This is a genomic window from Emergencia sp. (genome assembly GCF_048465375.1).
Lineage (GTDB): Bacteria > Bacillota > Clostridia > Peptostreptococcales > Anaerovoracaceae > Senimuribacter.
Map to the genome: position 1 here is coordinate 45,891 of NZ_DBFWLQ010000024.1, position 26,026 is coordinate 71,916.

Annotated in this window: 21 protein-coding genes; 16 read left to right on the plus strand and 5 right to left on the minus strand. The window is 45.5% G+C overall.

From position 1 onward, the window contains the following. The first annotated feature begins 14 nt into the window (after nt 1-14). From ACMQ5W_RS15360 to ACMQ5W_RS15375, 4 genes are read left to right on the plus strand one after another with little or no spacing between them, the layout of a single operon-like run. The gene (locus tag ACMQ5W_RS15360; RefSeq protein WP_419025934.1) at nt 15-233 is read left to right on the plus strand and encodes a hypothetical protein; all 219 of its coding nucleotides are present in this window, start codon (nt 15-17) and stop codon (nt 231-233) included. A 39-nt stretch (nt 234-272) separates the two neighbouring features. Beyond that, nucleotides 273-1,940, plus strand: a complete 1,668-nt coding sequence (gene ilvD / locus ACMQ5W_RS15365; RefSeq protein WP_419025935.1) for a dihydroxy-acid dehydratase — start codon at nt 273-275, stop codon at nt 1,938-1,940. A gap of 33 nt (nt 1,941-1,973) precedes the next feature. Then, nucleotides 1,974-3,176, plus strand: a complete 1,203-nt coding sequence (locus ACMQ5W_RS15370) for a hypothetical protein (protein ID WP_419025936.1) — start codon at nt 1,974-1,976, stop codon at nt 3,174-3,176. Between the two features lie 23 nt (nt 3,177-3,199). Beyond that, complete coding sequence (locus tag ACMQ5W_RS15375; protein WP_419025937.1) at nt 3,200-4,387, plus strand: pyridoxal phosphate-dependent aminotransferase; 1,188 nt, start codon at nt 3,200-3,202, stop codon at nt 4,385-4,387. A gap of 102 nt (nt 4,388-4,489) precedes the next feature. On the opposite strand, the gene leuB is transcribed toward ACMQ5W_RS15375, so the two are convergent. From leuB to ACMQ5W_RS15395, 4 genes are all read right to left on the minus strand, one after another. After that, nucleotides 4,490-5,557, minus strand: coding sequence for a 3-isopropylmalate dehydrogenase (leuB, locus tag ACMQ5W_RS15380; RefSeq protein ID WP_419025938.1), 1,068 nt, complete (start codon nt 5,555-5,557; stop codon nt 4,490-4,492). A 165-nt stretch (nt 5,558-5,722) separates the two neighbouring features. Next, a complete protein-coding gene (leuD, locus tag ACMQ5W_RS15385; RefSeq protein ID WP_419025939.1) occupies nt 5,723-6,202 on the minus strand; it encodes a 3-isopropylmalate dehydratase small subunit in 480 nt (159 codons plus the stop codon). 5 nt (nt 6,203-6,207) lie between these two features. Further along, nucleotides 6,208-7,470, minus strand: a complete 1,263-nt coding sequence (leuC, locus tag ACMQ5W_RS15390; RefSeq protein ID WP_419025940.1) for a 3-isopropylmalate dehydratase large subunit — start codon at nt 7,468-7,470, stop codon at nt 6,208-6,210. Nucleotides 7,471-7,481: 11 nt separating this feature from the next. Continuing rightward, nucleotides 7,482-9,188, minus strand: coding sequence for a 2-isopropylmalate synthase (locus ACMQ5W_RS15395; RefSeq protein ID WP_419025941.1), 1,707 nt, complete (start codon nt 9,186-9,188; stop codon nt 7,482-7,484). Between the two features lie 470 nt (nt 9,189-9,658). On the opposite strand from ACMQ5W_RS15395, the gene ilvB reads away from it, so the two are divergent. From ilvB to ilvD (ACMQ5W_RS15415), 4 genes are read left to right on the plus strand one after another with little or no spacing between them, the layout of a single operon-like run. After that, a complete protein-coding gene (ilvB, locus tag ACMQ5W_RS15400; RefSeq protein WP_148493887.1) occupies nt 9,659-11,320 on the plus strand; it encodes a biosynthetic-type acetolactate synthase large subunit in 1,662 nt (553 codons plus the stop codon). Nucleotides 11,321-11,338: 18 nt separating this feature from the next. Beyond that, a complete protein-coding gene (gene ilvN / locus ACMQ5W_RS15405) occupies nt 11,339-11,854 on the plus strand; it encodes an acetolactate synthase small subunit (protein WP_148493886.1) in 516 nt (171 codons plus the stop codon). A 17-nt stretch (nt 11,855-11,871) separates the two neighbouring features. Further along, nucleotides 11,872-12,867: a ketol-acid reductoisomerase gene (gene ilvC / locus ACMQ5W_RS15410; protein ID WP_148493885.1), complete on the plus strand. Its 996-nt coding sequence runs from the start codon at nt 11,872-11,874 to the stop codon at nt 12,865-12,867. Nucleotides 12,868-12,917: 50 nt separating this feature from the next. Continuing rightward, entirely contained in the window at nt 12,918-14,588 is a 1,671-nt protein-coding gene (ilvD, locus tag ACMQ5W_RS15415; RefSeq protein WP_419025942.1) for a dihydroxy-acid dehydratase, read from the plus strand. 146 nt (nt 14,589-14,734) lie between these two features. Here the strand turns inward: ilvD (ACMQ5W_RS15415) and ACMQ5W_RS15420 are convergent, their stop codons facing one another. After that, nucleotides 14,735-16,138: an MATE family efflux transporter gene (locus ACMQ5W_RS15420; protein ID WP_419025943.1), complete on the minus strand. Its 1,404-nt coding sequence runs from the start codon at nt 16,136-16,138 to the stop codon at nt 14,735-14,737. Between the two features lie 123 nt (nt 16,139-16,261). Between ACMQ5W_RS15420 and ACMQ5W_RS15425 the strand changes: the two genes are divergently transcribed. The 8 genes from ACMQ5W_RS15425 (at nt 16,262) to ACMQ5W_RS15460 (ending at nt 25,870) form a co-directional block, all read left to right on the plus strand. Next, complete coding sequence (locus ACMQ5W_RS15425) at nt 16,262-16,780, plus strand: PadR family transcriptional regulator (RefSeq protein WP_419025944.1); 519 nt, start codon at nt 16,262-16,264, stop codon at nt 16,778-16,780. 90 nt (nt 16,781-16,870) lie between these two features. Continuing rightward, nucleotides 16,871-18,055 carry an AraC family transcriptional regulator gene (locus ACMQ5W_RS15430; protein ID WP_419025945.1) on the plus strand — a complete coding sequence of 395 codons (1,185 nt, stop codon included), beginning with the start codon at nt 16,871-16,873 and terminating at the stop codon, nt 18,053-18,055. 14 nt (nt 18,056-18,069) lie between these two features. Then, nucleotides 18,070-19,194 carry an ArsR/SmtB family transcription factor gene (locus ACMQ5W_RS15435; RefSeq protein ID WP_419025946.1) on the plus strand — a complete coding sequence of 375 codons (1,125 nt, stop codon included), beginning with the start codon at nt 18,070-18,072 and terminating at the stop codon, nt 19,192-19,194. 251 nt (nt 19,195-19,445) lie between these two features. Further along, entirely contained in the window at nt 19,446-20,897 is a 1,452-nt protein-coding gene (locus ACMQ5W_RS15440) for a trimethylamine methyltransferase family protein (RefSeq protein ID WP_419025947.1), read from the plus strand. Nucleotides 20,898-20,943: 46 nt separating this feature from the next. Beyond that, the gene (locus ACMQ5W_RS15445; protein WP_419025948.1) at nt 20,944-22,407 is read left to right on the plus strand and encodes a trimethylamine methyltransferase family protein; all 1,464 of its coding nucleotides are present in this window, start codon (nt 20,944-20,946) and stop codon (nt 22,405-22,407) included. Nucleotides 22,408-22,423: 16 nt separating this feature from the next. Then, nucleotides 22,424-23,050, plus strand: coding sequence for a cobalamin B12-binding domain-containing protein (locus ACMQ5W_RS15450; protein ID WP_148493877.1), 627 nt, complete (start codon nt 22,424-22,426; stop codon nt 23,048-23,050). Between the two features lie 84 nt (nt 23,051-23,134). Further along, nucleotides 23,135-24,748: a M20/M25/M40 family metallo-hydrolase gene (locus ACMQ5W_RS15455; protein WP_419025949.1), complete on the plus strand. Its 1,614-nt coding sequence runs from the start codon at nt 23,135-23,137 to the stop codon at nt 24,746-24,748. 21 nt (nt 24,749-24,769) lie between these two features. Beyond that, nucleotides 24,770-25,870: a hypothetical protein gene (locus ACMQ5W_RS15460; RefSeq protein ID WP_148493875.1), complete on the plus strand. Its 1,101-nt coding sequence runs from the start codon at nt 24,770-24,772 to the stop codon at nt 25,868-25,870. Nucleotides 25,871-26,026: the final 156 nt, after the last annotated feature.

The window sequence follows — 26,026 nt, forward strand, 5'->3', positions numbered from 1 at the left end:
CGGGGGAGGTATACATGCCACATATCAGTTTATCCCTGTATCCGGGGAGAAAGGGAGAAGACATCGAGGCCGCCTGTCACAGTTTACAGCAGTGCTTAGTCGATACAGCTTTATGGAAACCGGACAGTATTTCTGTCTCTGTTGAAGAAATAGAGCCGGATGTCTTTATTTCTCAGGTGAAGAGCAAAGCAAAAAGTGAGAAAATCGTTATTTCTTCAGATTATATTAAATAGCCGCAGGAGAAGCGGCATGTAAATGAGAGGAGATTCAAAATGGATAAGAGCAGAAGCTATTGGAACGGAAAAAAGGCGGTGCACAGACGTACGATGATGAAGGGAGCGGGATACTGCGACGCAGATATCAGAACAAAACCGCATATCGGTGTGGCGAATACCTTTATGGAAGGTTCGCCTGGAACAGCCCATCTGCGCACGTTGACAGAAAAAATCAAGCAGGGTATCTGGGAAGCGGGAGGAATCCCTGTGGAGTTTGGCGTACCTGCTACTTGCGGCAACGTGGCAAACGGTGCCCCGGAACTGAAATACGAACAGGCGGCGAGGGACATCGTGGCTGCCTCCATCGAATTCGTGGCAAAGGTTCACAACTTTGACGGACTGGTAACTGTGGCTTCCTGCGACAATATCATAGCGGGATGTTATCTGGCAATGGCGAGACTGGATTTACCGGCACTGTGCGTAACCGGCGGTTCTATGACAGCTGGCATTTACAAGGGCGAAAAGATGGTACAGGCACAGCTTGACGTTGCGGCTCTCAGTGCGGAAAGTGAAGAAGAGCTGGGAGAAATGGAAGAGTGCGTATGTCCATCCTTCGGCGCTTGTCCTTCCATGGGTACCGCCAACACCATGCAGATGACTGGGGAAGTCCTCAATCTGGTATTGCCGGGAACAGGAACGATTCCATCCATCGACAACTTGAAATTGAGAAAATGCAGAGAAGCGGGAAGAAGAATCGTGGAGATGACTATTGCAGACCGCAAGCCGTCCGATCTGCTGACCAAAAAGACTTTTCAGAATGCAATCGCTTTTGCCATGGCTACCGCTGCATCGACCAATATCGTACTGCATCTCATTGCCATTGCCAACGAATTGGGCGTCAAAATCACCTTGGATGACTTTGACGAATATGCAGGCCGAATTCCTTGTATTACCGGCGTCATTCCAAGTGGTCCTTATACGGTGGTGGACTTTCACTATGCAGGCGGTCCGCTGGCGGTGCTGAAGATGATTGAAAAAGAATTACATACTGACGTGCCGACGATGGATGGCCGCACTTGGAAGGATATCCTTGAAAAAATCGAGGTGCAGAGTTCAGATATCATCAGAACCCTCGATAATCCTCTCTTTGAGGAACCGGGGCTGAAAATTCTCAAAGGCAATCTGTCTCCGACAGGGTCTATCGTTCGCCCGACCGGCGTACCGAAGGAAATGAAACAGTTCTCTGGAACGGCCAGAGTCTTCAGCAGTGATATGGAATCCTGGGATGCCATTGAACGTGGTGAAATCAAACCGGGAGATGTTATCGTCATCAGATACGAAGGATGCGTTGGCGCACCAGGTATGACAGAACTCATGTCGTCTACTGACGCCCTTCTCGCAAAGGGACTCGATAAGAGCGTCGGCCTCATTTCTGACGCAAGATTCTCTGGATTCAATTACGGTGCAATCGTTGGGCATGTGACTCCAGAAGCGGCAAAAGGCGGTCTGATCGCTTTGATTGAAGAGGGCGATATCATTACAGTAGACACTGTCAAAGGAACGATTAACCTTGACGTGCCTGAAGAGGTCATCGCAGAGCGGAGAAAGAACTGGGTCTGCCCTGAGGCAAAGGTCAAGACGGGACTGCTTGCAATCTATGCGGAGAATTGCAGACCAGCTGACGAAGGCGGAGCCATGCAGCCGTGGGATATCGCATTCAAATAATAGTCAATATTTATGACAATTACGGAGGAAATTATGGAAAAGAATACAGGCAGAATACCTGAGAAACGTGAGAAAGAGTTTGGCGTAGGAACTTTTATCTTCCTGATCATATTGATTGGCGCCATCGCTTATATGGCTTCCGTCATGGGCATAGGCCCCATGTTTAAAACCCTGCTGAACACAGCGTACAGCGTACTGATTGAAACCGTGCTTTACATCTGTGCAATCTGTGTTATCATGGGTGCCATATCGGCACTGCTGACGGAGTTTGGCGTCGTAGGACTGGCCCAGTGGCTGATCAATCCAATTATGAAACCGTTATATAATATGCCCGGCGCTGCGTCTTTGGGCATCGTAACCACCTTCCTTTCGGATAATCCGGCAATACTGGCTTTGTCGCAGGACGCGAAGACACGTAAATATTTCAAAAAATATCAGACGCCGGCTCTGTGTAACCTGGGTACTGCTTTTGGAATGGGCATGATCGTCTGCACCTTTATGCTGGGACTTGGCACCGAGTTTATCCCGGCCGTTGGTGCAGGACTGGGAGGCTGTGTCGTGGGAAGTATCATTTCTACCAGATTGATGCAGTTCTTCACGAAACGGTATTATGTTAAAAAGGGCGTTTGGGAGGAAATGCTGGAGATGGAGGAACTGGCTTCTTCTGCGGAACAGGAGAAAGAGAAGGCGCAGACAGGAGAGGCAAAGAAAAAAGGTCTTTTCAGCAGAGTGATGGACTGCCTTCTGGAAGGCGGAAAACTGGGATGGCAGATATGTTTTGCGACGACGCCAGGTGTTATCTGTATCTGTACACTCGTCATGATTCTGACCTTTGGTCCGGGAACAGGCGAGGACGGAGTTGCTGCATATACTGGAGCAGCCTATGAGGGCATTGAAATCCTTCCTAAGCTGGGGGATTTGATTTCTCCAGTGACAAAAGTGCTCTTCGGGTTCCAGGACGGCAGCAATATCGTGGTTCCCATTACTTCTTTGGGGGCTGTAGGTGCAGCCATCGGCATGATTCCGCAGATGGTTACAAACGGCCTTGTAGGAGCGAATGAAATTGCAGTATTTACTGCAATGGGTATGTGCTGGTCAGGATATCTGAGCACCCACGTTTCCATGATGGATGCCCTTGGCAGAAGAGAGCTGATTCCTTCTGCACTGATTTCACACACTGTAGCAGGATTGTGCGCAGGTGTTGCCGCTCACTATCTCTTCTTGTTGGTTGGATGAGCACGGATTGAATGGAGGTAATGATGAACAAATATTTAAGCTCCAAGATGGAGGTTTTCTCAGGCGATAAAGGACTCTTCGCCATATTCGGAATCTCTTCCGAACTAGAAAGGGCGGGAAAAAAGATTATACATATGGAGATAGGCAAACCTGACTTTGATACGCCGCGCGTCATTAAAGAGGCGGGCATAAAAGCCATTGGGGACGGCGTAGTTCACTATGCGCCTCCTGGAGGAATTCATGAACTGAAGGAAGCCATCACCGCCTGGTCAAAGAGAAGATATGGCTTGGATTATGATGCGAAAACGGAGTGCCTGATTACGGTTGGAGCCAGTGAAGCCATCCATCTGGTATGGAGTGCATTTTTAGATAACGATGAAGAGGTCATGATCCCAAGTCCTTACTATGGTTCTTACGTATATCAGGTTGCTTCAGCAGATGCGAAGTATATAGAAGTGCCCGTCCTAAAGGAGGGGGTGATCAAGTACGATATGACAGAATTTGAAGCGAGAATTACAGATAAAACAAAGGTATTGATGATCAATTCACCGAATAACCCGACCGGATATGTGATGAGTGATGAAGAAATGCAGGCTGTTGCAGATTTCGCTATCAAGCATAATCTCTTAGTAATTTCTGACGAATGTTACGATCACTTTGTTTTCAATAGTGAGTTTAAGAGCATCGCGACGCTGCCAGGCATGAAAGGACGCACATTCGTAGTCAATTCAACATCGAAAACGTTCTCCATGGACGGCTGGAGAGTGGGTTATGTACTTGCTCCAGCAGAGTTCATAGAGACCATGCAGAACGTCCACGAACATCTGGCGATCTGTCCGACATCTTTTGCGCAGCAAGGCGCAATCGCCGCATATACAGAGGAACTGCAGGAGACAAAGGAAATGGTCGCTGAATACAAGAGAAGAAGGGAATACATCATCGGAGAACTCAGTCAGATTGATGAATTATCTTTCTACACACCGCAAGGGGCATTCTACGTATTCATCGATGTTAGCAAAACGGGACAGAGCGGGGCAGATTTCTGTCTGGGGCTTTTGAATAAGAAAGGCGTCGCAACGGCTTCGGGAGAGTCTTTTGGAAAACAATGGACAGATTATATCAGAATCTCTTATTGTTGTTCTATGGAGGATTTAAAAGAGGCGGTCAGGCTGATCAAAGAATATATATCTGATTTACCTGCTTTGCAGTAATTATGGAATAACCCGATAATTTCGTTCTCTTATTAAAACGGACAGAGGGTCGTGGCAAAATTGCCACGACCCTCTGTCCGTTTTTTTATAAGGTTGTTTTCTTTAAATCATTGAAGCGATTTTATCGCCAGTTTCTTTTGTACCGATAGATTCTTTTCCTGCGCAGATGTCCGGTGTCCGATAACCTGCAGCTAAGAATTTTTTGACGGCATCTTCGATATCATCTGCCTCTTGAGATAACTCGAAGGTATACCGCAGCATCATAGCAACGGACAGGATTGTAGCAATTGGGTTAGCCAGGTTCTGTCCGGCAATATCCGGAGCGGAGCCGTGAACCGGCTCGTACATACCGAAGTTGCCAGTAGCCAGACTGGCGGATGGCAGCATGCCGATAGAGCCTGTAATCTGACTGGCCTCGTCGGACAAGATGTCGCCGAAAATGTTACTGGTCACTAGGACATCAAACTGTTTAGGGCTGCGCACAAGCTGCATGGCGGCATTGTCCACGTAGAAATTTTCTAGTTCTACTTCGGGGTAGTTTTTCGCAACTTCCGCAACAACTCTTCGCCAAAGTCTTGAACTTTCCAAAACATTGGCCTTATCTACGCTGGTCACTTTCTTATTTCTCTTCATGGCCATGTCAAAGGCGACTTCCGCAATCCTTCTGACCTCTTCTTCAGAGTATTGCTCGACATCGTAAGCAGCAGCTCCCATATCGGTCATCTTCGTACCTTTTTCGCCGAAGTAGATACCGCCGGTTAACTCCCTGACGACAACGATGTCCAATCCACCGTCGATAATTTCCGGTTTCAGTGGAGAAGCGTCAGCCAGCTCGTCAAAGACCATGGCGGGCCGCAGGTTGGCGAAGAGCCCCAAGGCCTTTCTGAGACCGAGAAGCGCTCTCTCTGGCCTTTCGTCGCCAGGCAGGTTATCCCATTTGGGACCGCCGACAGCACCGAGCAGAACTGCATCACTGCTTTTGCAGATATCTACTGTATCTTCTGGCAGACATTTACCCGTAGCGTCGATGGCCGCGCCTCCTGCCAGGACTCGGTTATAGTGAAAAGTGTGTCCGTATTTTTCGCCGATTTTGTCAAGCACTTTGATGGCTTCGGTCACCACTTCAGGACCGATGCCGTCGCCTTGAACTACGGCTATGTAATAATTCATATCTTCCTCCATTTGCTTGTCTTTTTGTGTCAGGCTGTGTTGTGTGCTACAGTTCGGTACTCACGTACTCTGAGTACGCTCCGTTCCTCGCTGCAACCCACGCCTTGCCTGACGCAAAAATCCAGCGCATGATTACGTCTTTTTGTGTCAGGCGTTTGCCAATGTCTATTTGATACTGTTCAGCAGGCCGCCTTTTGCGATCATGTCCTTGATAAAATCAGGGAAAGGCAGGGCTTGGTAGGTTTCATTTTTGGTGATGTTGCTGATGATACCTGTATTGAAATCAATTTCGACTGTATCACCGTCTTCAATTTTCTGGCTGGCCTCGCTACATTCCAGAATCGGCAGACCGATATTGATCGCGTTTCTATAGAAAATTCTTGCAAATGTGGTGGCGATGACACAGCTGACACCACAGGTTTTTAGGGTGGCAGGCGCATGTTCCCTGGAGGAACCGCAGCCGAAGTTTTCGCCGGCAACGACGATATCACCAACCTTCACTTTGTTTACAAAGTCAGCGTCGATATCCTCCATGCAGTGGCTGGCCAATTCTTCAGGGTCATGAATATTGAGATATCTTGCCGGAATGATAACGTCTGTATCCACGTTATTACCGTATTTATGTACTGTTCCTTTTGCATCCATGATATTTAAACTCTCCTTTCAGGTGCCACAATTTTTCCCGCAATTGCAGAAGCGGCGGCTACGGCAGGGCTTGCTAAATATATTTCGGATTTCGTGTGTCCCATTCTGCCGACGAAATTTCTGTTGGTAGTTGAAACACAGCGTTCTCCTTCAGCCAAGATGCCCATGTGGCCACCCATGCAAGGACCGCAAGTAGGTGTGGAGACCACACAGCCTGCGTCAATAAAGGTTTCCAAGTAGCCCAGCTTGATGCATTCCTTATAAATCTGCTGGGTTGCAGGGACGATAATGCATCTTACATCGGGATGAACCCGTTTCCCTTCGAGAATTTCTGCGGCAATTCTCATGTCAGAAAGACGTCCGTTGGTGCAGGAACCGATGACAGATTGCTGAATAGGCACATCGCCGACCTCGTCAATAGTTCTGCTGTTACCAGGCAGATGAGGGAAGGCGACAGTCGGTTTGAGGGCACTGAGATCGATATTGTAAACCTGATCGTATTCAGCGTCAGCGTCAGCCTCGTAGACAGTGTACTCTCTATCGACACGGCCTTTCATGTAATCCTTGGTTATCTGATCCACAGGGAAGATGCCGTTTTTGCCGCCTGCTTCTATGGCCATGTTGCAGATTGTAAATCTGTCGTCGATGGACAGGGAGGCGACGCCTGGTCCAGTAAACTCCATGGATTTGTAAAGCGCGCCGTCCACGCCGATCATGCCGATAATGTGCAGGATGACGTCTTTACCGCTGACGTTTTCCGGCAGTTCTCCTGTAAGATGAAATTTCAGAGCACTAGGAACTTTGAACCAAGTCTGTCCCGTAGCCATTGAGGCAGCCAGATCAGTGGAACCTACTCCAGTGGAGAATGCTCCTAAAGCGCCGTAGGTACAGGTGTGAGAGTCAGCGCCTACGATGATTTCGCCTGCTGCTACCAATCCTTTTTCTGGCAGAAGGGCGTGCTCAATACCCATGGTTCCTACATCATAGTAGTGATCAATATCAAATCTCTTTGCAAAGGTTCTGCAAGTGACGCACTGCTCTGCGCTTTTAATATCTTTGTTCGGTGTAAAGTGGTCCATGACCAGTGCAATCTTGCTCTTGTCAAAGACTTTTTCAAAGCCGGCATCATCAAATACGTTGACAGATACGGAGCCGGAGATGTCGTTGGCAAGAAGCATGTCTACTTTGGCAGTGATTAACTGACCGGGGACTACCTTATCAAGGCCGGCGTGAGCCGCCAGAATTTTTTGTGTCATTGTCATTCCCATAATTTTTACCTCTACTTTACAAAATGTATTTTCTTATTCATTCTGTTCAGGGCGCTGACCAGGGCATTGACGGACGCCAGGATGATGTCGGCGTGGGTTCCGATACCCCAGTACTGATTTCCAGCTTTATCGGCGATGCAAACATAGGCAGCGGCCTTGGAGTTGGAATCAGATCCGATAGCGTGCTCTGAATAGGTGATGAACTTATAATCAAAGTGATATTGTGTCTTTTTGAGTGCGTTACTTACTGCGTCAAGACGTCCGTTTCCTTCAGCTTCCAGATTGAAAGACTCTCCGTCGATGACCACTCTCATTCTTACGCCTACGCTGTTGTCTTCTTCTGATTTCGTCGATGAGAAGTGACTGAACATGGCTTCTGTAATATCGATTGGAGCAAAATCGTTGATATATTCTGCTTCAAACGCTGTGAAGATTTCGGAAGGGGAAAGCTCTTCGTGACGTTTGTCAGAAATATCTTTCATCATGTAGCCCACTTCTGCTCTCATAGCTTTTGGAATTACATATCCGTAATCACGTTCAATGATGTATGCGATACCGCCCTTGCCAGACTGGCTGTTAATTCTGATGACGTCACCTTCATATTCTCGGCCCACATCATGAGGGTCGATCGGCAGGTATGGCACGGTCCATCTGGATGGATCCATTTCTTCTCTCCACTTCATACCTTTGGCGATGGCATCCTGGTGAGAACCAGAAAATGCGGCGAACACCAGATCCCCAGCATAAGGCTGACGAGGGTTTACCTTCATGCCGGTATACTTCTCGTAAATTTCAACGGCTTGCGGCATATTGGTAAAGTCCAGCTCTGGATCGACACCGTGGGTGAACATATTCATTGCCAAAGTCACGATATCTACGTTTCCGGTTCTTTCGCCATTTCCGAAGAGTGTTCCTTCGATTCTGTCTCCGCCTGCCAAAAGACCTAATTCCGCGTCAGCTACGCCGGTGCCTCTGTCGTTGTGGGGATGGAGGGAAACAACGACATTTTCCCTGCGATGGAGATGTTTACACATGTATTCGATTTGATTAGCGAAGACATGGGGCATGGACATCTCAACAGTGGCCGGCAGATTGATGATGACTTTGTTGTCTGGCGTTGGCTGCCAGATATCTATTACTTCGTTGCAGATATCTTTTGCAAATTCCATTTCAGTACCAGTGAAACTTTCTGGCGAGTATTCGAACTGGAACTGCGTTTCAGGAAATTTCTCCGCATATTCCTTCATTAATATAGCGCCATCTTTTGCAATCTGAATAATTTCCTCTTCGGAAGCTCTGAATACCTGCTGCCTCTGAGCGAAAGAAGTGGAATTATACAGATGTACGACGGCACGCTTCGCGCCTTTCAGCGCTTCAAATGTTTTATCTATGATGTGTTTTCTTGACTGTGTCAGAACCTGTACGGTTACGTCGTCAGGAATCATATCGTCTTCAATCAAGCGCCTTAAGAATTCGTATTCTGTTTCTGATGCTGCAGGAAAGCCGACTTCGATTTCTTTGAATCCGATGAAAACCAGAAATTGAAAAAACTCCAGTTTTTCTTCTAAACTCATGGGTACAATCAGAGCCTGATTGCCGTCACGTAAATCTACGCTGCACCATCTGGGCGCTTTTTCGATGTGATCCTTGTTTGGCCATTCCATTTCGGCCATAGGGGGATTAAAATAGCCCACCCTATACTTGTCGTAATTTTTCATTGTAATAACCTCCGCATTTCATATAATATTGATCATTCAATTTGAGTAACAAGAAAATCGTCTCTTCGGCGATTTTCTCAAAATCACTAAAGAGACGAAATGCAATTCTTATTGACTGCTTCCGCGGTACCACTCTTTTTGACATAATCTAAATTATATGCCCTCTCGTTTTTGTCGCTCGGGGGTGAGACATTATAAAAGGTCTGCGGCCTTCCACCAACCGGACGCTCTCTGAAAAACCTTTGCTTATAATTTATTCCCGTCATTGCAACTTTTAAAATTTATGCTATGATAATAATATAAATGAAGAAGCGCCCTATGTCAACCTAAATTTGTGCTCAATCTTAATTATTGGTGCATTTTTTTGTGAACAAATAACAAAAAGAGTTGACTTTTATAGTGCAAAGACTATAATAGATATATGGGCTACTGCGTTAGCCCGTTTAATGCTAGAAAAAAGGAGAGAGAGTATGAAAATGACAGGATCACAAGTAGTGGCAGAAGTATTGCTTGATCATGGCGTTGACACTGTCTTTGGATATCCAGGCGGAACAGCTCTGAATATCTATGACGAATTATATAAATACAGCGATAGGATTAAGCATGTTCTCACTGCGCATGAACAGGGTGCTGCACATGCTGCCGACGGATACGCCAGGGCTACGGGTAAGACCGGTGTGGTATTTTCTACCAGCGGTCCGGGTGCGACCAATCTGGTAACAGGTATTGCGACGGCATTTATGGACAGCATTCCGATGGTCGCTATTACGGCCAACGTGCCTGACTCCCTGATCGGTCGTGATACATTCCAAGAAATTTGTATTACGGGAGTCACACTGCCTATTACAAAGCACAATTACTTTGTAAATAGAATCGAAGATCTTGAGCCTGCTCTGAGAGAGGCATTCAAGATTGCAAATAGCGGGAGAAAGGGTCCTGTCCTCGTGGACATTACCAAGGACGTAACTGCCGCGAGCATTGAATATACATCAAAAACACCGTTAGAACTGAAACCGCGTCCGGTGATGGAACGGGACGATATTGCAGCAATTGTCAAATTGATTAATGCGGCAGAAAAGCCGGTAGCATACATAGGAGGCGGCGTGGTGGCGTCAGATGCCTGCAAAGAATTGACTGCATTATTGGAGAAGGCGGACATTCCGGCGACCTATACTTTGATGGCCGCAGGTGTCGTGGGATACGACAGTGATCTCAATCTGGGCTTGATCGGAATGCACGGCAGCGTGGCTGCTAACCGAGCCATCGACCAGGCTGATTTGGTCGTTGCCTTTGGCGCCAGATTCAGTGACAGAGTTGCCCTGAATCCGGACAAATTTGCTAAGCGGGCGAAGATCGTACAGATTGACATCGACCGCAGCGAAATCAACAAGAACGTCATGGTTGACAAGTGCTGTGTCGGTGATATCAAAGAGTTTATCACCAGGGCGCTGCCATATATTGAGGAGCAGAACCATACAGAATGGCATGAACGTGTTGTGGGATGGAAGAAGAAAGAACGGATTGTCAAATCACCAGAATGCAAGCTTCATCCGCAGGAGATTCTTTCTACTATCTGCGATATGACCGATGAGGATACGATTTATGTAACTGACGTTGGACAACACCAGATGTGGGCGGCACAGTATCTCAAACATAACAAAGCGAAGAAGTTCATCACCAGCGGAGGCCTGGGAACCATGGGATTCGGATATGGCGCGGCAATTGGCGCACAGATGGGATGTCCAAAGGACAGAGTCATCCACATCACTGGTGACGGTTCTTTCCATATGAACTTGAACGAAGCCTGTACGGCGGTCAGTGAGAATCTGCCGATTATTACAATTATCATGAACAACAAGGTTTTGGGAATGGTTTACCAGTGGCAGACCATATTCTATGAAAACAGGTATTCTAATACGACGCCAGAAAGAAAGACCGACTTTGTCAAGTTGGCAGAAGCCTTTGGCGCAAAAGGTTATAGAGCGGAGACCTGTGAGGAATTCACGGCGGCCATGGAAAAAGCGCTGCAGTCGGAAGGTCCTGTTTGGATCGACTGTCTGATTTCGAGAGAAGAGCGGGTACTGCCGATGATTCCGGGAGGAAAGACCGTCGAAGATATGATTATCGATTAGGGAAGGAGGACGCTAAACATGTATAAACCACTTAAGAAAGAAATCGTCAGCGTTCTTGTTCTGAATCAGGCAAATGTTCTGACGAGAGTAGTCAGTCTCTTCGGAAGAAGAGGTTTTAATATCGATTCTCTGACTGTATCGGCTACCAATGATCCTGCACTTTCGAGGATTACCATCGTATTCAGCGCGACAGAGCAGTCAATGCAGCAGATTATCACTCAGACAGAGAAGCTGGAAGTCGTAAAAAGCATCTACATATTAAACAGAGAGAACAGCCTCTATAGAGAACTGTTGCTGCTGAAAGTCAATGCTACCCCAGAGGAATTGTCGACAATCAAGGATATTGTCGATGTCTACAGAGGCAAAATTGTAGACTTATCTACAGACAGCATGATTATCGAACTGACAGGGACTCCAGAGAAAATTGACGGATTTATGGATGTCATCAAGGACTATGACATTTCAGAGGTATGCAGAACAGGTATCACAGGAATTGAAAGTAAAGTAGTAAAAAATAAAAACGATTATTTATAAAAAGGAGATTGATAAAAATGATTAAGAAGTATTATGATCAGGATTGTAATTTAGGATTATTGGACGGTAAAACCGTTGCAATTATTGGGTTTGGAAGCCAGGGTCATGCCCATGCCATGAACCTGCATGAAAGCGGCGTCAACGTCGTAGTTGGTCTCAGAGCAGGTTCTGCACATGTTGCAAAGGCTGAAGCAGCTGGGCTGAAAGTTGTAGGCATCGAAGAAGCGGCAGAAGCTGGTGATCTGGTAATGATGCTGACTCCAGATGAACTGCAGGCTAAGATCTACAAAGAACAGGTCGAGAAGCACATGAAGGAAGGCAACGTACTGATGTTTGCTCACGGATTTAATATCCACTACCAGCAGATTCAGCCACAGAAGGACATCGACGTTATCATGGTTGCTCCTAAGGGACCTGGACACACAGTAAGAAGCCAGTATGTAGAAGGCAAAGGCGTTCCTTCACTGATCGCAGTATATCAGGATGCATCTGGCAAAGCAAAGGATTATGCCTTGGCATATGCATCTGGTATCGGAGCTGGCAGAGCAGGAATCTTAGAGACAACGTTCAAAGAAGAAACAGAAACAGATTTATTCGGTGAACAGGCAGTTCTCTGCGGCGGTGTAACAGAACTGATGAAAGCTGGTTTTGATACATTGGTAGAAGCAGGATATGAACCAGAGATGGCATATTTTGAATGTATCCACGAGATGAAGCTGATCGTAGACCTGATCAACACAGGCGGTTTCGACAAGATGAGATATTCCATCTCCAACACTGCTGAATACGGTGATTACAGAACTGGAAAGAGAATCATCACAGAAGACACCAGAAAAGAAATGAAGAAGGTTCTGGAAGAAATCCAGGATGGAACATTTGCCAGCGAATTCGTTCAGGAATTCAATGCAGGCGGAAAAGCAAGATTCTTGGCTACTAGAAAGAAAGAAGCATCACATCTGCTCTGTAAGGTTGGTCAGGAACTGAGAGAGATGATGAGCTGGTTAAAGAAATAGTATATTGCAAAGCAATATTCCCTATGTTATAAGAAGAGGTTTATGTTATTATGTCAAAACGAAGTGATAACGTAACCAAAGGTATAGAAAAGGCTCCGATGCGTAGCCTTTTTTATGCTATGGGTTACACAAAGGAAGAATTAGAAAGACCGCTGATCGGAGTCGTGTCAGCACATAGTGAAATCGTGCCGGGTCATATCAACCTGGATAAGATTACCGAAGCCGTCAAGGCTGGTGTTAGAATGGCAGGCGGAACACCAATCATGGTTCCAGCTATCGGGGTATGTGATGGCATCGCAATGGGACATATCGGCATGAAATATTCCCTGGCAAGCAGAGAATTGATTGCGGACAGTGTGGAGACCATGGCCATGGCTCATCAATTTGATGGACTGGTTCTCGTTCCTAACTGCGACAAAATCGTACCAGGCATGGTTATGGGAGCAGTGAGACTGAACATCCCGACAGTTGTATGCTCTGGCGGACCGATGATGAGCGGACTTGTAGACGGCGTTGAAACTTCACTCTCAAAGATGTTTGAAGCAGTTGGCGCTCGCAAGGCAGACATGATTGATGATGCGGGACTGGAAGAATTTGAGCAAAACACCTGCCCTGGCTGCGGTTCTTGTTCAGGAATGTATACCGCGAACAGCATGAACTGCCTCTGTGAAGCAATTGGTATTGCACTTCCAGGTAACGGAACAATTCCAGCAGTACATAGCGGCAGAATCATGCTGGCAAAGCATGCAGGTATGGCGATCATGGGCTTGATTGAAAAGGATATCAAAGCGAGAGATATTATCAATGAGAAATCTATTCGAAATGCTCTTGCCTGTGACATGGCTCTCGGCTGTTCGTCAAACAGTGTACTCCACTTGTTAGCTATCGCTCACGAAGCAGGTGTAGAATTAAATCTCGAGTTGTTCAACGAAATGAGCGCAAAAACACCGAACCTGTGTCATCTGGCACCGGCAGGCGGTACACATATGCATGATCTGAACATCGCCGGCGGCGTGCAGGCAGTCATTGCGGAACTGAACAAAAAAGGACTGATTGATACTTCACTGATGACTGCCAACGGCAGAACAGTGGGAGAAAATATCGAAGGTAAGTATATCAAGGATGACAATGCAATCAAGAGCGTAGATGCACCTTACAGTGAGACAGGCGGTCTTGCTATCATGTGGGGGAACATCGCTCAAGAGGGCTGCGTTGTAAAGAGAAGCGCTGTTGCACCGGAAATGCTCACTCACGCAGGTCCTGCCAGAGTCTTTGACTGCGAAGAGGATGCCATCGATGCCATCTACAAAGGCAAGATTGTGGATGGAGACGTTGTAGTCATTCGTTACGAAGGTCCAAAGGGTGGTCCAGGCATGAGAGAGATGCTCAATCCGACCAGCGCACTGGCAGGGATGCAGCTTGACAAGACCGTCGCCCTGATCACAGATGGACGTTTCAGCGGCGCCAGCCGTGGAGCTTCTATCGGACACGTTTGCCCAGAAGCAGCCAGCGGCGGAAACATCGGTCTGATCCAGGAGGGGGATATCATCGAAATCGATATTCCTGGAGCAAAGATCAATGCCAAGGTTTCTGATGAAGAATTTGACGAAAGACGCAAGACTTACGTACCTCGTGAGCCAAACGTGAAGAGCGGATGGCTATACAGATACTCCAAGATGGTTGCACCGTCCAGCAAAGGCGCTGTAATGAAAGAAGACTAACCAGGTTTTTAAGAGAATCTAATTGAAAGGAGTTATTCATACCAGTTCGGTTGAATAACTCCTTTTTAGTGCGTTCGTGTCTCGCTAAGTCTTAATGTTGCTTACTATTGAGAAAAAAAGTCCAATTGACGGGTAAAACCTTGCCCTTATTTTATATGCGGCATAGTGCAACGGAGAGCTTGCTCTTTATGCAGTGTATTTGCCTTTGCTGCAGCCAATTCCTTGTGAAGATGTACAGCCATGAAAACAGTGATGACAGCTGCGAGTACGTCAGCGATGGGCTGCGCATAGAGAATTCCATGCAGTCCCCAATAGGTGGGAATGATTAGAATGACTGGTACAAAACAGATGCCCTGCCGTAAAGCACCGAGGATACAGCCCTCTTTTGCCTTTCCCATGACGAGAAACAAGAAGGAATATACTGTGTAAAATCCAAAGAGAATGAAAGAGAGACCGTTTGCCCGCAGAGCAGTCGCGCCGATCTTAATCATCTCCAGATCTCCTTTTGTAAACAGGGAGATGATCTGCTGAGAGAATACGACAGCTGCGAGTCCGAAAATCAGACAAAATAAAGTAGACCATAAAATAGAGGTCCTGATTGCCTCTTGCAAGCGATCAAACTTTTTGGCACCATAGCTGAATCCGGCAATGGGCTGAAAACCTTTTAAAAATCCAAAGACGATCAGAGTTCCCATGGACAGGATCTTTGTCACTGGTCCCATGGCAGCTAGGGCGGAACCGCCGAACTCTTTTGCTGCATCGTTGATCATACTGATAGACAGGCTGGTTAAAAGCTGGAACAGCAGTGTGGGAATCCCAATTTTTAAAATCTCAGACATGATGCTTTTAGAAAAACAGCACTCTTTCATGCGAAAGCTGAAAACACTTTTCTTTTGTAAAATATAAGCGAAGTAGACCAGTGTGGAAACGACTTGTGATATAGCGGTTGCGATAGCGGCACCCGCAACGCCAAGGTGTAATGTGTAGATAAAGATGGGATCTAATATCACGTTTAGTACCGCACCTGCTGCTAATGCAGACATGGCTGTTTTAGCGGCACCTTCGCTGGAAACGATGTTATTCATGGCAACGTTGAATATGTTGAAAATCGAAAAGGTAATATAGATGCTGGCATAGACAGTCGCATAGGGCATAACGCTTTCCATTGCGCCGATCTGTCGTAAAATTGGCTTTAGAAAAATAATCGAGCAGACGATGACGAGTGCGCCGACGAGGATACTGCTGTACAGGGCGGTGCTGGCTACTTTGCCTGCAGTCTCTTTATCTCCGCATCCAAGGAGCCTTGAAAGATAAGCGGCAGCGCCGTTTCCAAATAACAGGCCCAGACCGACGATAACCTGCCCAAGGGGAAAGGCTACCGTGACCGCTCCCATTTGATCGGTACCCAACCCGCCCACAAAGTAAGTGTCTGCCAGATTATATAGTGCGTTGATAAGCATTCCGATCATGGTTGGCAGCCCCATGGCCAGCAAAGCCTTTGGCACGGGTGCGCTCCCCAATAACTCCATTTTCTTCTTTTGTTCATTCATATGAAATACTCCCCTCTGTTGACAATAGATGTAATTTATATTACTATAGTTTATAGTAAAAGAATCATGTGGCATATACTACTATAAATTATAGTAGTTGTCAAGAGAAAAAAGGAGGTCATAATGGCGACAATTGATTTGATTGTACTGGGAATATTGAAAAAAGAAGCTTTGAGCGCTTATGATATTCAAAAATTGGTGGAGTATCGCAATATTTCTAAATGGGTGAAGATCAGCACCCCATCGATTTATAAGAAGGTGCTTCAACTGGAAGGTAAGGGATACATCAAAAGCGATATTAAAGAGGGAAAAATGGCAGAAAAAGCGGTCTATTCGTTGACCGATGCCGGAGATAAAGAATTTCAGCGACTGATGCTGGAAATCGCCGCAAAACCGATCCGTATTTTTTTAGACTTTAATGCTGTCATCGTCAATCTGACCAGCCTGTCGATGGAAGAGCAAAAAGTCTGCCTGGCCAGCATTGAGGACAACATCAAAACGTTAAAGTCATATATAGAAGAAAACATCGACAGAAAAGAAGGGCTGCCGGAGATACCGGAAACAGGTATGGCTGTGTTGCAGCAGCAGCTGATATTGGCAGAGGCAATCGAAGCCTGGATCGCTAACCTGAAGGATTTGTAATTGCAGGAGCACTATTTTTATGATAGACTAAAAATATATTCGATGTTTTGACTGATGACGAATCACAGACGCATTAAAAAAGAGACGATCATGAACAACAATAGACGAGAAGGCAATCACAACGATAGGAGAGAACAGAGACTTTTAAGAGGAATGAAAGCCTTTGCTTATACTGCAAATGTTCCTGTTACGCTATATGATAATGATCTGAATATCTTATGGGAATGCCGTCCAGAGCTTAGAATCTGCTCAATGTTTATGACCTATGATATTCGAAACCGTGAATGCGATGAGAACCTGAAGCGCGCCGTTGCAGCCGCGGAAAATCTCAATGAACCCTATGTCTTCATGTGTGCATCCAGATTGACCCAAATCGCTTATCCGGTGAAGATAGAGAATGCTCTCAAGGGAACCATGATTGCAGGACCCATCATCATGGGAAAAAATCGAGAGAATGCCCTGAAACATATTTTTAAGAATCTGCCGGATTTTAGAAATCATGTCAATGAACTCTTTGATGTAATTGAAATAAACCCAATAAGGACTGCCTTTGAAGTTTCCTGCATTTATGAAGTGTTTTGTGATTGTATTTTCTCTCACAAACTGATGGAAAACAGTCAGGCCTCAGATGATGCGGCTGTAGACCACTTATTACAGTCCCTTCAAAGAAAAGATTTATATAGTGCAGCCGCGGCCATGGACATCATTTTCCAACACGCATATATAGCGAACGGGGGAAATTTAAATTTGATCAAAGTGTATCTGTCAGACTATCTTGCCTCTTTATCAAAGCATTTCCCGTCAAGTTATCTCTCGGCAGAAGGATATGAAACGCTGCTAGGTGAACTTGAAGATGCTGCGACGGTCGAGGCAGTACAAGAGGCATGTAAGAAAATTATCGTATTTATGACAGATGATGACGATAGAATGCCAGCATACAAAGGTTCGTCAAATGTAATCCAGGAGGCAATACATTACTTGGAAGAACACTACGCAAAAGATATTGAGCTAAAAGGGGTAGCCGATCTGGTTCATGTCAATTCTTCTTACCTGTCTTCCCTGTTCAAAAAAGAAACATCCATGACTTTTTCACAATACCTGAATATGATTCGATTGAATCAAAGTGTGAAACTGTTGAAAAAGACTGATTTGTCATTGGAACAGGTGGCAAAACGCTGTGGATTTGCCAGTCAGAGCTACTATATCAGAGCTTTTAAGCAGCATTATAGTGAAACGCCCGGCAAATATCGACGAGTTCTTAAGGATAAACGTTAACGGAGGAGATTATTATGATTTCAGCTAAGAAAAAAAACAGTTTTTGTGACGGGGTGCGAACCGTTGTCTTTCACAAATCAGAGCTTGTAGAAACGATTGCAAGTCTGCACAGCTTATATGCTGAAAAAAGTGAAAAACTTCACAGTTTGAAAAACCTGGAAGATCAATTGAATGACCTGGCTCCAAGTGTCAAGTACAGTTTATGGAAGTATGGTGAAAGCTATGCAGGGTGGCTCCTGATCATGGACATCGCCACCTACATCTCCTCCATGCATTACGAAGAAACAGGAGAGACCTATTTGACTTTTGATGCGGCAATGAAAGAGTATGAGAAAATCGATCTTGTCACATACTTGAATATCTTCTTAGGTATGCCGGCTTTGGGATATGAACGCAGTGACGCGGCTCGCTGGCTTAAAGACCCTGATACGATGTCATCAAAGGACATTAAGACCATAGGACAATACATCTCTCAGAAGGATGTGAAAATATTTATTAGAAATATAAAAGAGCTGAAGGACGATTTGCGGGATTTGCTGACTATCTATTGGAACGATGTTTTCAAGTCAGTTTGGAACGAGATAGAGCTCAGCCTGGACAAAACAATCGATTCGGCAAACTATGAGTGCAGTCTTTTGGGTGATGTAACGCAGTATATAGCCAATGTGCATAGCAGCATCAAGGTATCGAAAGGGACGATCTATATTCAAAAGGATGTTCCCTATATGATAGATCTGGATCACGTGAAAAAAGTTCATGTTTTTCCATCTACTTTTTCGGGAGAAGAATTACTTATCGATACCTTTGACGAATCGTTGGTGATTTACTACAACTTGAACCTGATGGATTCAAAATACGTAGGGCAGCAGGGGAAAGAGTTATGCAAAATCTTTAAGGCGCTCGGTGATGATACTAGGCTGAAAATAGCAAAGATACTGTGGGGAGCACCGGCAACCACCCAATATCTTGCGGGGATGCTTGGGATGGCTCCAAGCACGGTATCCACCCATCTGAAAGTGATGAAAGCTGCTGGCATATTGACAAACAAAGCGATAAAAAAATACGTTTATTACGAAGTGAACCAGGAGGCTTTAGCGCAGTTGGGACAACAGCTAGTTGGTTATTTCAAGGAGTCGTAAAAAATAATATAGGATAAAATAAGTGCAATTTGACGCCTGCAGAGAGTGAAATTGCACTTATTTTTTATGCAGATGAAAGAGGTCAGCTTAAAAAAATAAATAAAAATGAAATTGTGAAAATATTTTAGCAAATTGGTTATCTTGTTGACTTCGCATGATGAAAGTGGTAGAATATTCTCAACATTAAGATTCGTTAATTCAAAAAGTGTCGAATTGAAAATTGAAGGTTAAGTAAATAAAGGAGGCACACGATGATAAAGTTTGATTCAGATGGAACCATAGGCCGGTTTGAGAGATGGAGTGATGAGGAAAAACAAATGATTCATAAAACCTCAATTAAAATTCTCTCGGAAATCGGCATGCATGTATTCCATGAGGAGGCCAAAAGGCTCCTTCAGGATGCTGGCGCTGTGGTTGATGGAAATTTAGTGAAGATACCGGAGTGTTTGGTTGACGAAGCACTGAAGAGTGCTCCGTCACAGTATTCCATATATAACGTCGATGGGACAGAAAGCTTTTGTCTTGCCCCGAATGTAGTGACCTTTGGGACTGGAACAGATATGCCGGAGTTTATCGACTTATACTCAGGCGAGATCAGGCCTGGCAAGCTGGAAGACTGTGAAAACGCTGCTAAGATTGCTGAGCATTGCAAGTCAATAGATTGGGCAGCGCCTTATGCCCTGGCTAACGATAAAAATCCAAGGGTAGCAGATGTATACCATTATAAAGCAATGCGTAAATACTGCAGCAAACCAATTCTTACCTTGGCAACGGACCCATATAGCCTGAAAGGGATCATCGATATGGCGGCAGCACAAGCTGGAGGTTACGAGGAACTGAAGGCCAAACCGACCTTTGTTCACTACGCTGAACCGATTTCCCCTTTGCAGCATTCTGAAGAATCTTTGGGGAAACTGCTTCTCTGTGCGGAGTATGGCATCCCGGTTACTTATACGGCCGGAATCACAGCAGGCGCGACTGGCCCTGTGACCCTGGCAGGAACTTTGGCAGTGGGCAGTGCGGAGTGTCTGATGGGTCTGGTGATTCACCAGCTGAAAGCACCGGGTGCGCCATTTATGTATGGCATAGAAGCCTCTATTATGGATATGAAGACCACGGTATGCATGTATGGCGGGCCGGAGTACGGGCTGATGAATTCCTTTGTGGGCGAAATGGGCAGATTTTATAAACTCCCTACTTTTGGCATTTCCGGCGCCACGGATGCAAACCAAGTCGACTTCCAAATGGGCGCGGAGATGATCTACAGCATGATGACTGCTATCTATGGCAGACAAAATTTTGTTCATGACAACGGGTACATGGGCATTGGCCAGATGGGCTGTCTGCAATCTATTTTAGCCGCGAATGAATTGCTGTCCTTTGTGAAGCGTTATGTACAGGGCATAGAGATCACAGAGGAAAGCATCGGCTACAATCTGATCAAGGAAATCGGCATCGGCGGTAATTATCTTCAGACAAAGGAGACGGCCAGAAAGTTCAGAAAAGAGTTCTTTTTACCAGAATTTCTGAACCGTAAAAGAAACGTTGCCTGGGCTGCAGATGGCTGTCCCAATATTCCTGATCAGCTTACCGCAAAAGCAAAAGAGATCATAGAGGGTGATGTTCCAACTTTCCTTACGAAGGAATTGGAGGCAAAATTTGATGCCATCATAGAAGAACATGAATCCCACTATTCAGCTTAACTACAAATAAAAAGTATAAATCAACACACGAAAGGAGATTAAAAATATGTATGTAAACCAAACTGGTAATTTCACCCACGATTTCAAAATGTGTTCTTATGAACAGCTGACACGGCTTCACAACGCAAGTTTAGAGGTGTTAGAGCGAACCGGTGTGAAAATTTATGAAGAGACAGCGCTGAAGATTCTGGCAGAAGGCGGCGCCTATGTAGATTTTGATTCTAAGGTTGTCAAAATACCGGCAGGAATGGTTAAAGCGGCCATTCAATCTGCACCTTCCAGAATTGTGATAGCAAATCCACAGGGAAAGAGAAGCCTGTTTCTTGAAAGAAACAACGTGTATTTTGGAACAGGTACGGATCTTCCTACCCATATGGACCCCTATACAAAAGAGGTTCGGCCTACGATGCTCAAAGACATAGAAAACATTGCAAAGGTCGTGGACAAAGCTGACAATTTTGCATATGTCTCCAATCAGGGGTTGGCCCAGGATATTCCGCAGCATCTCCACGATATGATTACCCTGAAAACCATGAGAACGTACTGCAGCAAACCGAATCTTTGTACGGCAACAGACAAAGGAAACCTGATGGCTTTGATTGATATGTGCGCGGAGATGGCAGGCGGTTATGAGGAGCTGAAACGCAATCCTACGCTGATGCTCTACAACGAGCCAGTTTCTCCTCTGATGAATAGTGAGGAGGCAATCCAGAAGCTGATGCTCTGTGCCGAGTATGGAATTCCAACGACCTACGCTTCAGGCGGTGTGTCAGGCGGAACCTCTCCGGTTACATTATCAGGATCGATCGTATGCAGTAACGCAGAGTGTCTGGCAGGTTTAGTCCTGCATCAGCTGGTTAAGAAGGGCGCTCCATTCATTTATGGTTATATCTTTGGTGCCATGGATATGATGACGACGATGAATGTCTACGGCGGACCGGAGCTGGGCATGGTCCATGCGGTGATGGCGGATCTGGCAAAATATTATGATCTGCCTGTCTATGGAACCTCAGGCTGTACAGATGCACTTGAAGTGGATGCACAGGCGGGTACGGAGGCAATGTACAGCATCATGTGCGCAGCACTTTCCGGAGAAAATCTGGTCCACGACAATGCATATACAGGCGTGGGCGCCATCGGCAATCTGTCAATGATTCTACTGGTAGATGAACAAATCAGCTTTGCAAAGAGATTTGTGCAGGGAATCAACTATGATGAAGATTCTCTTGCCATCGATTTGATCGATAAGGTCGGCTACGGCGGTGCCTATGTATCTCAAAAACATACGGCAAAGAATTTTAGGAACGAGGTGTTCTATCCGAAGTTCTTCAACAGGAAGCAGTATCTGGCATGGGAAAGCGAAGGCGGCCTTACGCTCAATGAAAAACTGGACAATGCAGTGAAGTCGATGATTGAAGAGGATGAGTATAGCTATATCGACGAGCGGACCGCAAAAGTCTTTGACGAAATCATCAAAGACAGGGCGAAAGAATTAGCGATTGAGTATTAATAAGAGGAGGAGAAAAATGTTATTAGAAAAGATTGGAAACGCAGTTTTTGAAGGCGATGATGATGCTGTTTGTGAACTGGTAGAAAAGGCATTAGCAGAGGGCGTAAAGCCGCTGGATGTTTTGGAACAGGGTCTGGTACCGGGAATGGATGAAGTAGGACGACTGTTTAAGACGGGTGAGATGTTTGTACCAGAAGTGTTGATGGCTGCAAACGCAATGCAGGAGGGGAATGACATTCTGAAGCCGCTAATGGTTGGAGAAACGCGAGAAATGAAAGGGAAGATTGTCATCGGCACGGTAAAAGGCGACCTGCATGACATCGGCAAGAAAATTGTCGGAATGATGTTAGAAGGTGCGGGGTATGAGGTAATCGACCTTGGCATTGACGTCACCCCTGAAAGATTTTTAGGGGCTCTTGATGAAACCCAGGCCGACTGTGTCGGGATGTCCGCCATGCTTACGACGACGATGACGGTGATGAGTGAAGTTGCTGCAGCCATAAAAGCTGACCCAAAGTATGATCATGTCAAAATCATGATTGGAGGGGCGCCTGTAACTGCTGATTTCGGAGAAAAAATCGGCGCAAAATTCTCCTACGATGCAGCTTCTGCCGTTGACCTGGCCAATGAGCTGATGGCATAAAGTCATCTTATATCTCCTGTCTTTTGGAAAAGAAGTTACCGCAGAGACAATTTTAGTTAAAATTTATAGAAGGGAAGCGAAAAAATGAGTAAAAAATGGACTCCAAAAGAATTGCTGCTTGATTTAGTTTCGGTACAAAGTGATACATACACTACTTTGGAGATAGATATGGCCAAACATATCTTGGAAGTAATCAAAGGACAGGACTATTGGGAAGAGAACTCCGCGTACTGCGGGCTTTATGATGGGAATGATCGGATGGGGCGTCTCATACCTTGGGCACTTAGAAAAGGAACGTCTAACAGATGTCTGGTTCTCTCGGGACACTTCGACTGTGTCGAAATCGATTGCTATGGTACTTTAAAAGAATTTGCATTGACACCAGATACGTTAAAAGAAAAAATGAAGACCATGGAGTGGAGTGATCCTGATGTGGAGAAAGATCTGAACTCCGAAGACTGGTTGTTTGGAAGAGGAACTGCTGATATGAAGGGCGGCACCGCCGTCATGCTCTGCCAGCTGTTCGAAGTTGCTGCAAACCATATAAATCCAGAACTGAACCTTCTCTATGTAGGCATTCACGATGAAGAAACCGCGGCGGAAGGGATATTTCAAAGTGTTGCACTGTTTACGGAACTGAAGGACAAATATGACTTTGACTATAAGCTTCTCGTCAATGGGGAACCGACTTCTAAAGACAGCCCTGATAAATACACCTATTATGACGGATCCATTGGAAAAGGACTTCCTTTTATCGTCATCAAGAGTAAGCTTGTCCACGTGGGCAATCTGATGCAGGGGCTAAACGGGTCACTGATTGCCGCCAATATCGTCAGACGTATTGAATTGAACACGAATCTTTGCAGCGAGGATTATGGTCAGAAATGTGTACCGCCGACAGTGCTCTATATGAAGGACAACAAAAAATACTACAACGTATCCGTTCCGCTCTATACGAATCTGTATCTCAATACGTTGTTTACAAACTCAAATAATGCCTTAAAAATTCTCGATTCCATTGACCATATCTGCCAGGAATCGGCCGCAGAAGCAGTGGAAACTTACAATAAGGCTTACGCTTTTATGGAGCCAAACCATCCCAATCCCAATCATAACGTGCGCGTGATGTCCCTGGCAGATTTGCAGGCGCATAATGGCGAGAGTGTTGAGAATTACCAGGAGAAGAAAGATGCCTTTGTCAAGGAGCAAATCGAAATTGTGAACAGGGGAGATTCGCTTACCCAGTTGGCGACGGGCTTTGACATCGTGGAGTGGGAAATTGAACAGTCCAACATTACAGACCCGATGATTGTCTACGGATTGATGGCACCTTATGTACCTGCTGTGAACAATCACGCCTTTCAGAATTTTGACAGAGAAGGCACCATCAATATTGTCCGCGACGAGTTGAAAAAGTATGGAATTACCGTCGAGGTCGTGCCTTATTTCATGGGACTTTCTGACAACAGCTATATTTCATGTGTGGACCCGACAGAAGATTTAGAGGCTTTAAAGAGTATGGTCACGCCGCAGGAAGTTTACCATATTCCACTGAAAGAGGCAGAATACATAGCACTCCCATCCATTATCTGTGGACCATGGGGCAAAGATTATCACACCATAACAGAGAGAGTTTATCTTCCCGACTTGGAAATTCACACGCCGGCAGTGATGAGAAGATTAATTGAATCATTTTAATGTTGAAAAGGAGGGAAACACGTGGATACGAATAAGCAAACAGTCAGTTTGAAAAATGTAATTAAAATTGCCGGAGTATGGATTTCCTACTGTATCGGATCAGGATTTGCAACCGGCCAGGATATGATGCAATACTTTGTCGCCTATGGCATGAAGGGCTTTATCGGCATACTAGTCGGCATTGCGATTCACATTTATGTGACCACATCCTACATGTCACTAGGAAAAACCATGCAGTTTGAGAACCCTATGGGTGTTTTCGACTATTTCTGCGGAAAGTACCTTGGCAAATTGGTGGCAGCGCTGACCGTAGTCTATGCCTTGTTTGCGCCATCTGTCATGATTTCCGGGTTTGGCGCTACAATCAATCAGCTGACAGGATTCCCTATGGTTGCAGGAAGCATCATCATGGGCACGATCGTAACTTTGACGGTTATGCTGGGACTGCATAGAATTGCTGACATCATTGGAACAATCGGACCGTTACTGATCATCGTATCGCTGTTAACCGGCGGAATTTACTTAATTGGCAATTGGGAAAGATTGAAGGCAGGTGCGATAGCTGCTGAAGAGATGGAACTGTTGAGCATTGGAGACAACTGGTTTATGGGCGGCGTGTACTTTGCGACATGGGCGCCGCTGATGGCCGCACCATTTTTGACTACAACGGCCAAAACCATCGACACAAAAAAAGAAGGTATCACCGGAATGATTGTAGGAAACGTAGGCTATATGCTTGCAGTGTTCATTATGGTAGCAGCGTTCTTCTGTGATCTTGATGGCGTTTCAAAGGTTCTCGTACCGACTTTATATTTGGCACAGCAGATGTCACCATTCCTTACCGTACTTTTCATAGGTGTGATTATCCTTGGAATATACTCCTCGGCAGTACCAGGAATGTTTACCTTTGTTGCAACCTTTGCAAAAGAGAAGACAAAGAAGTACATGCTCATTTCCATTGGAACAGGGGTATTTGTGACCATCGTGACCATGCTGATTCCATTTGATTTCCTGACAAATTACATGTTTACCGTCTATGGTGCGTTGGGATTACCGTTTATCTTCCTGATTGCATTTGCCCAGATTAGAACGAAATTATCTAAAGACAAAGCAATAAAATAACTTCTTTGACATCTTTTAAGAGACTGCCTGCACAGGCAGTCTTTTTGTAGTTTTATCATAGCTCAAACCCTGACAGGAACAGTACATATAGGGTATGGGGGTATGATGAAAGAGCCTCTTGAATAGTTCTATTTGACAAAATCAGACATTGAATTT

Coding starts and splice junctions, on each gene's coding strand:
- ACMQ5W_RS15360 (WP_419025934.1), top strand. CDS start 15: ATGCCACATATCAGTTTATCCCTGTATCCGGGGAGAAAGGGAGAAGAC.
- ilvD (WP_419025935.1), top strand. CDS start 273: ATGGATAAGAGCAGAAGCTATTGGAACGGAAAAAAGGCGGTGCACAGA.
- ACMQ5W_RS15370 (WP_419025936.1), top strand. CDS start 1,974: ATGGAAAAGAATACAGGCAGAATACCTGAGAAACGTGAGAAAGAGTTT.
- ACMQ5W_RS15375 (WP_419025937.1), top strand. CDS start 3,200: ATGAACAAATATTTAAGCTCCAAGATGGAGGTTTTCTCAGGCGATAAA.
- leuB (WP_419025938.1), bottom strand. CDS start 5,557: ATGAATTATTACATAGCCGTAGTTCAAGGCGACGGCATCGGTCCTGAA.
- leuD (WP_419025939.1), bottom strand. CDS start 6,202: ATGGATGCAAAAGGAACAGTACATAAATACGGTAATAACGTGGATACA.
- leuC (WP_419025940.1), bottom strand. CDS start 7,470: ATGGGAATGACAATGACACAAAAAATTCTGGCGGCTCACGCCGGCCTT.
- ACMQ5W_RS15395 (WP_419025941.1), bottom strand. CDS start 9,188: ATGAAAAATTACGACAAGTATAGGGTGGGCTATTTTAATCCCCCTATG.
- ilvB (WP_148493887.1), top strand. CDS start 9,659: ATGAAAATGACAGGATCACAAGTAGTGGCAGAAGTATTGCTTGATCAT.
- ilvN (WP_148493886.1), top strand. CDS start 11,339: ATGTATAAACCACTTAAGAAAGAAATCGTCAGCGTTCTTGTTCTGAAT.
- ilvC (WP_148493885.1), top strand. CDS start 11,872: ATGATTAAGAAGTATTATGATCAGGATTGTAATTTAGGATTATTGGAC.
- ilvD (WP_419025942.1), top strand. CDS start 12,918: ATGTCAAAACGAAGTGATAACGTAACCAAAGGTATAGAAAAGGCTCCG.
- ACMQ5W_RS15420 (WP_419025943.1), bottom strand. CDS start 16,138: ATGAATGAACAAAAGAAGAAAATGGAGTTATTGGGGAGCGCACCCGTG.
- ACMQ5W_RS15425 (WP_419025944.1), top strand. CDS start 16,262: ATGGCGACAATTGATTTGATTGTACTGGGAATATTGAAAAAAGAAGCT.
- ACMQ5W_RS15430 (WP_419025945.1), top strand. CDS start 16,871: ATGAACAACAATAGACGAGAAGGCAATCACAACGATAGGAGAGAACAG.
- ACMQ5W_RS15435 (WP_419025946.1), top strand. CDS start 18,070: ATGATTTCAGCTAAGAAAAAAAACAGTTTTTGTGACGGGGTGCGAACC.
- ACMQ5W_RS15440 (WP_419025947.1), top strand. CDS start 19,446: ATGATAAAGTTTGATTCAGATGGAACCATAGGCCGGTTTGAGAGATGG.
- ACMQ5W_RS15445 (WP_419025948.1), top strand. CDS start 20,944: ATGTATGTAAACCAAACTGGTAATTTCACCCACGATTTCAAAATGTGT.
- ACMQ5W_RS15450 (WP_148493877.1), top strand. CDS start 22,424: ATGTTATTAGAAAAGATTGGAAACGCAGTTTTTGAAGGCGATGATGAT.
- ACMQ5W_RS15455 (WP_419025949.1), top strand. CDS start 23,135: ATGAGTAAAAAATGGACTCCAAAAGAATTGCTGCTTGATTTAGTTTCG.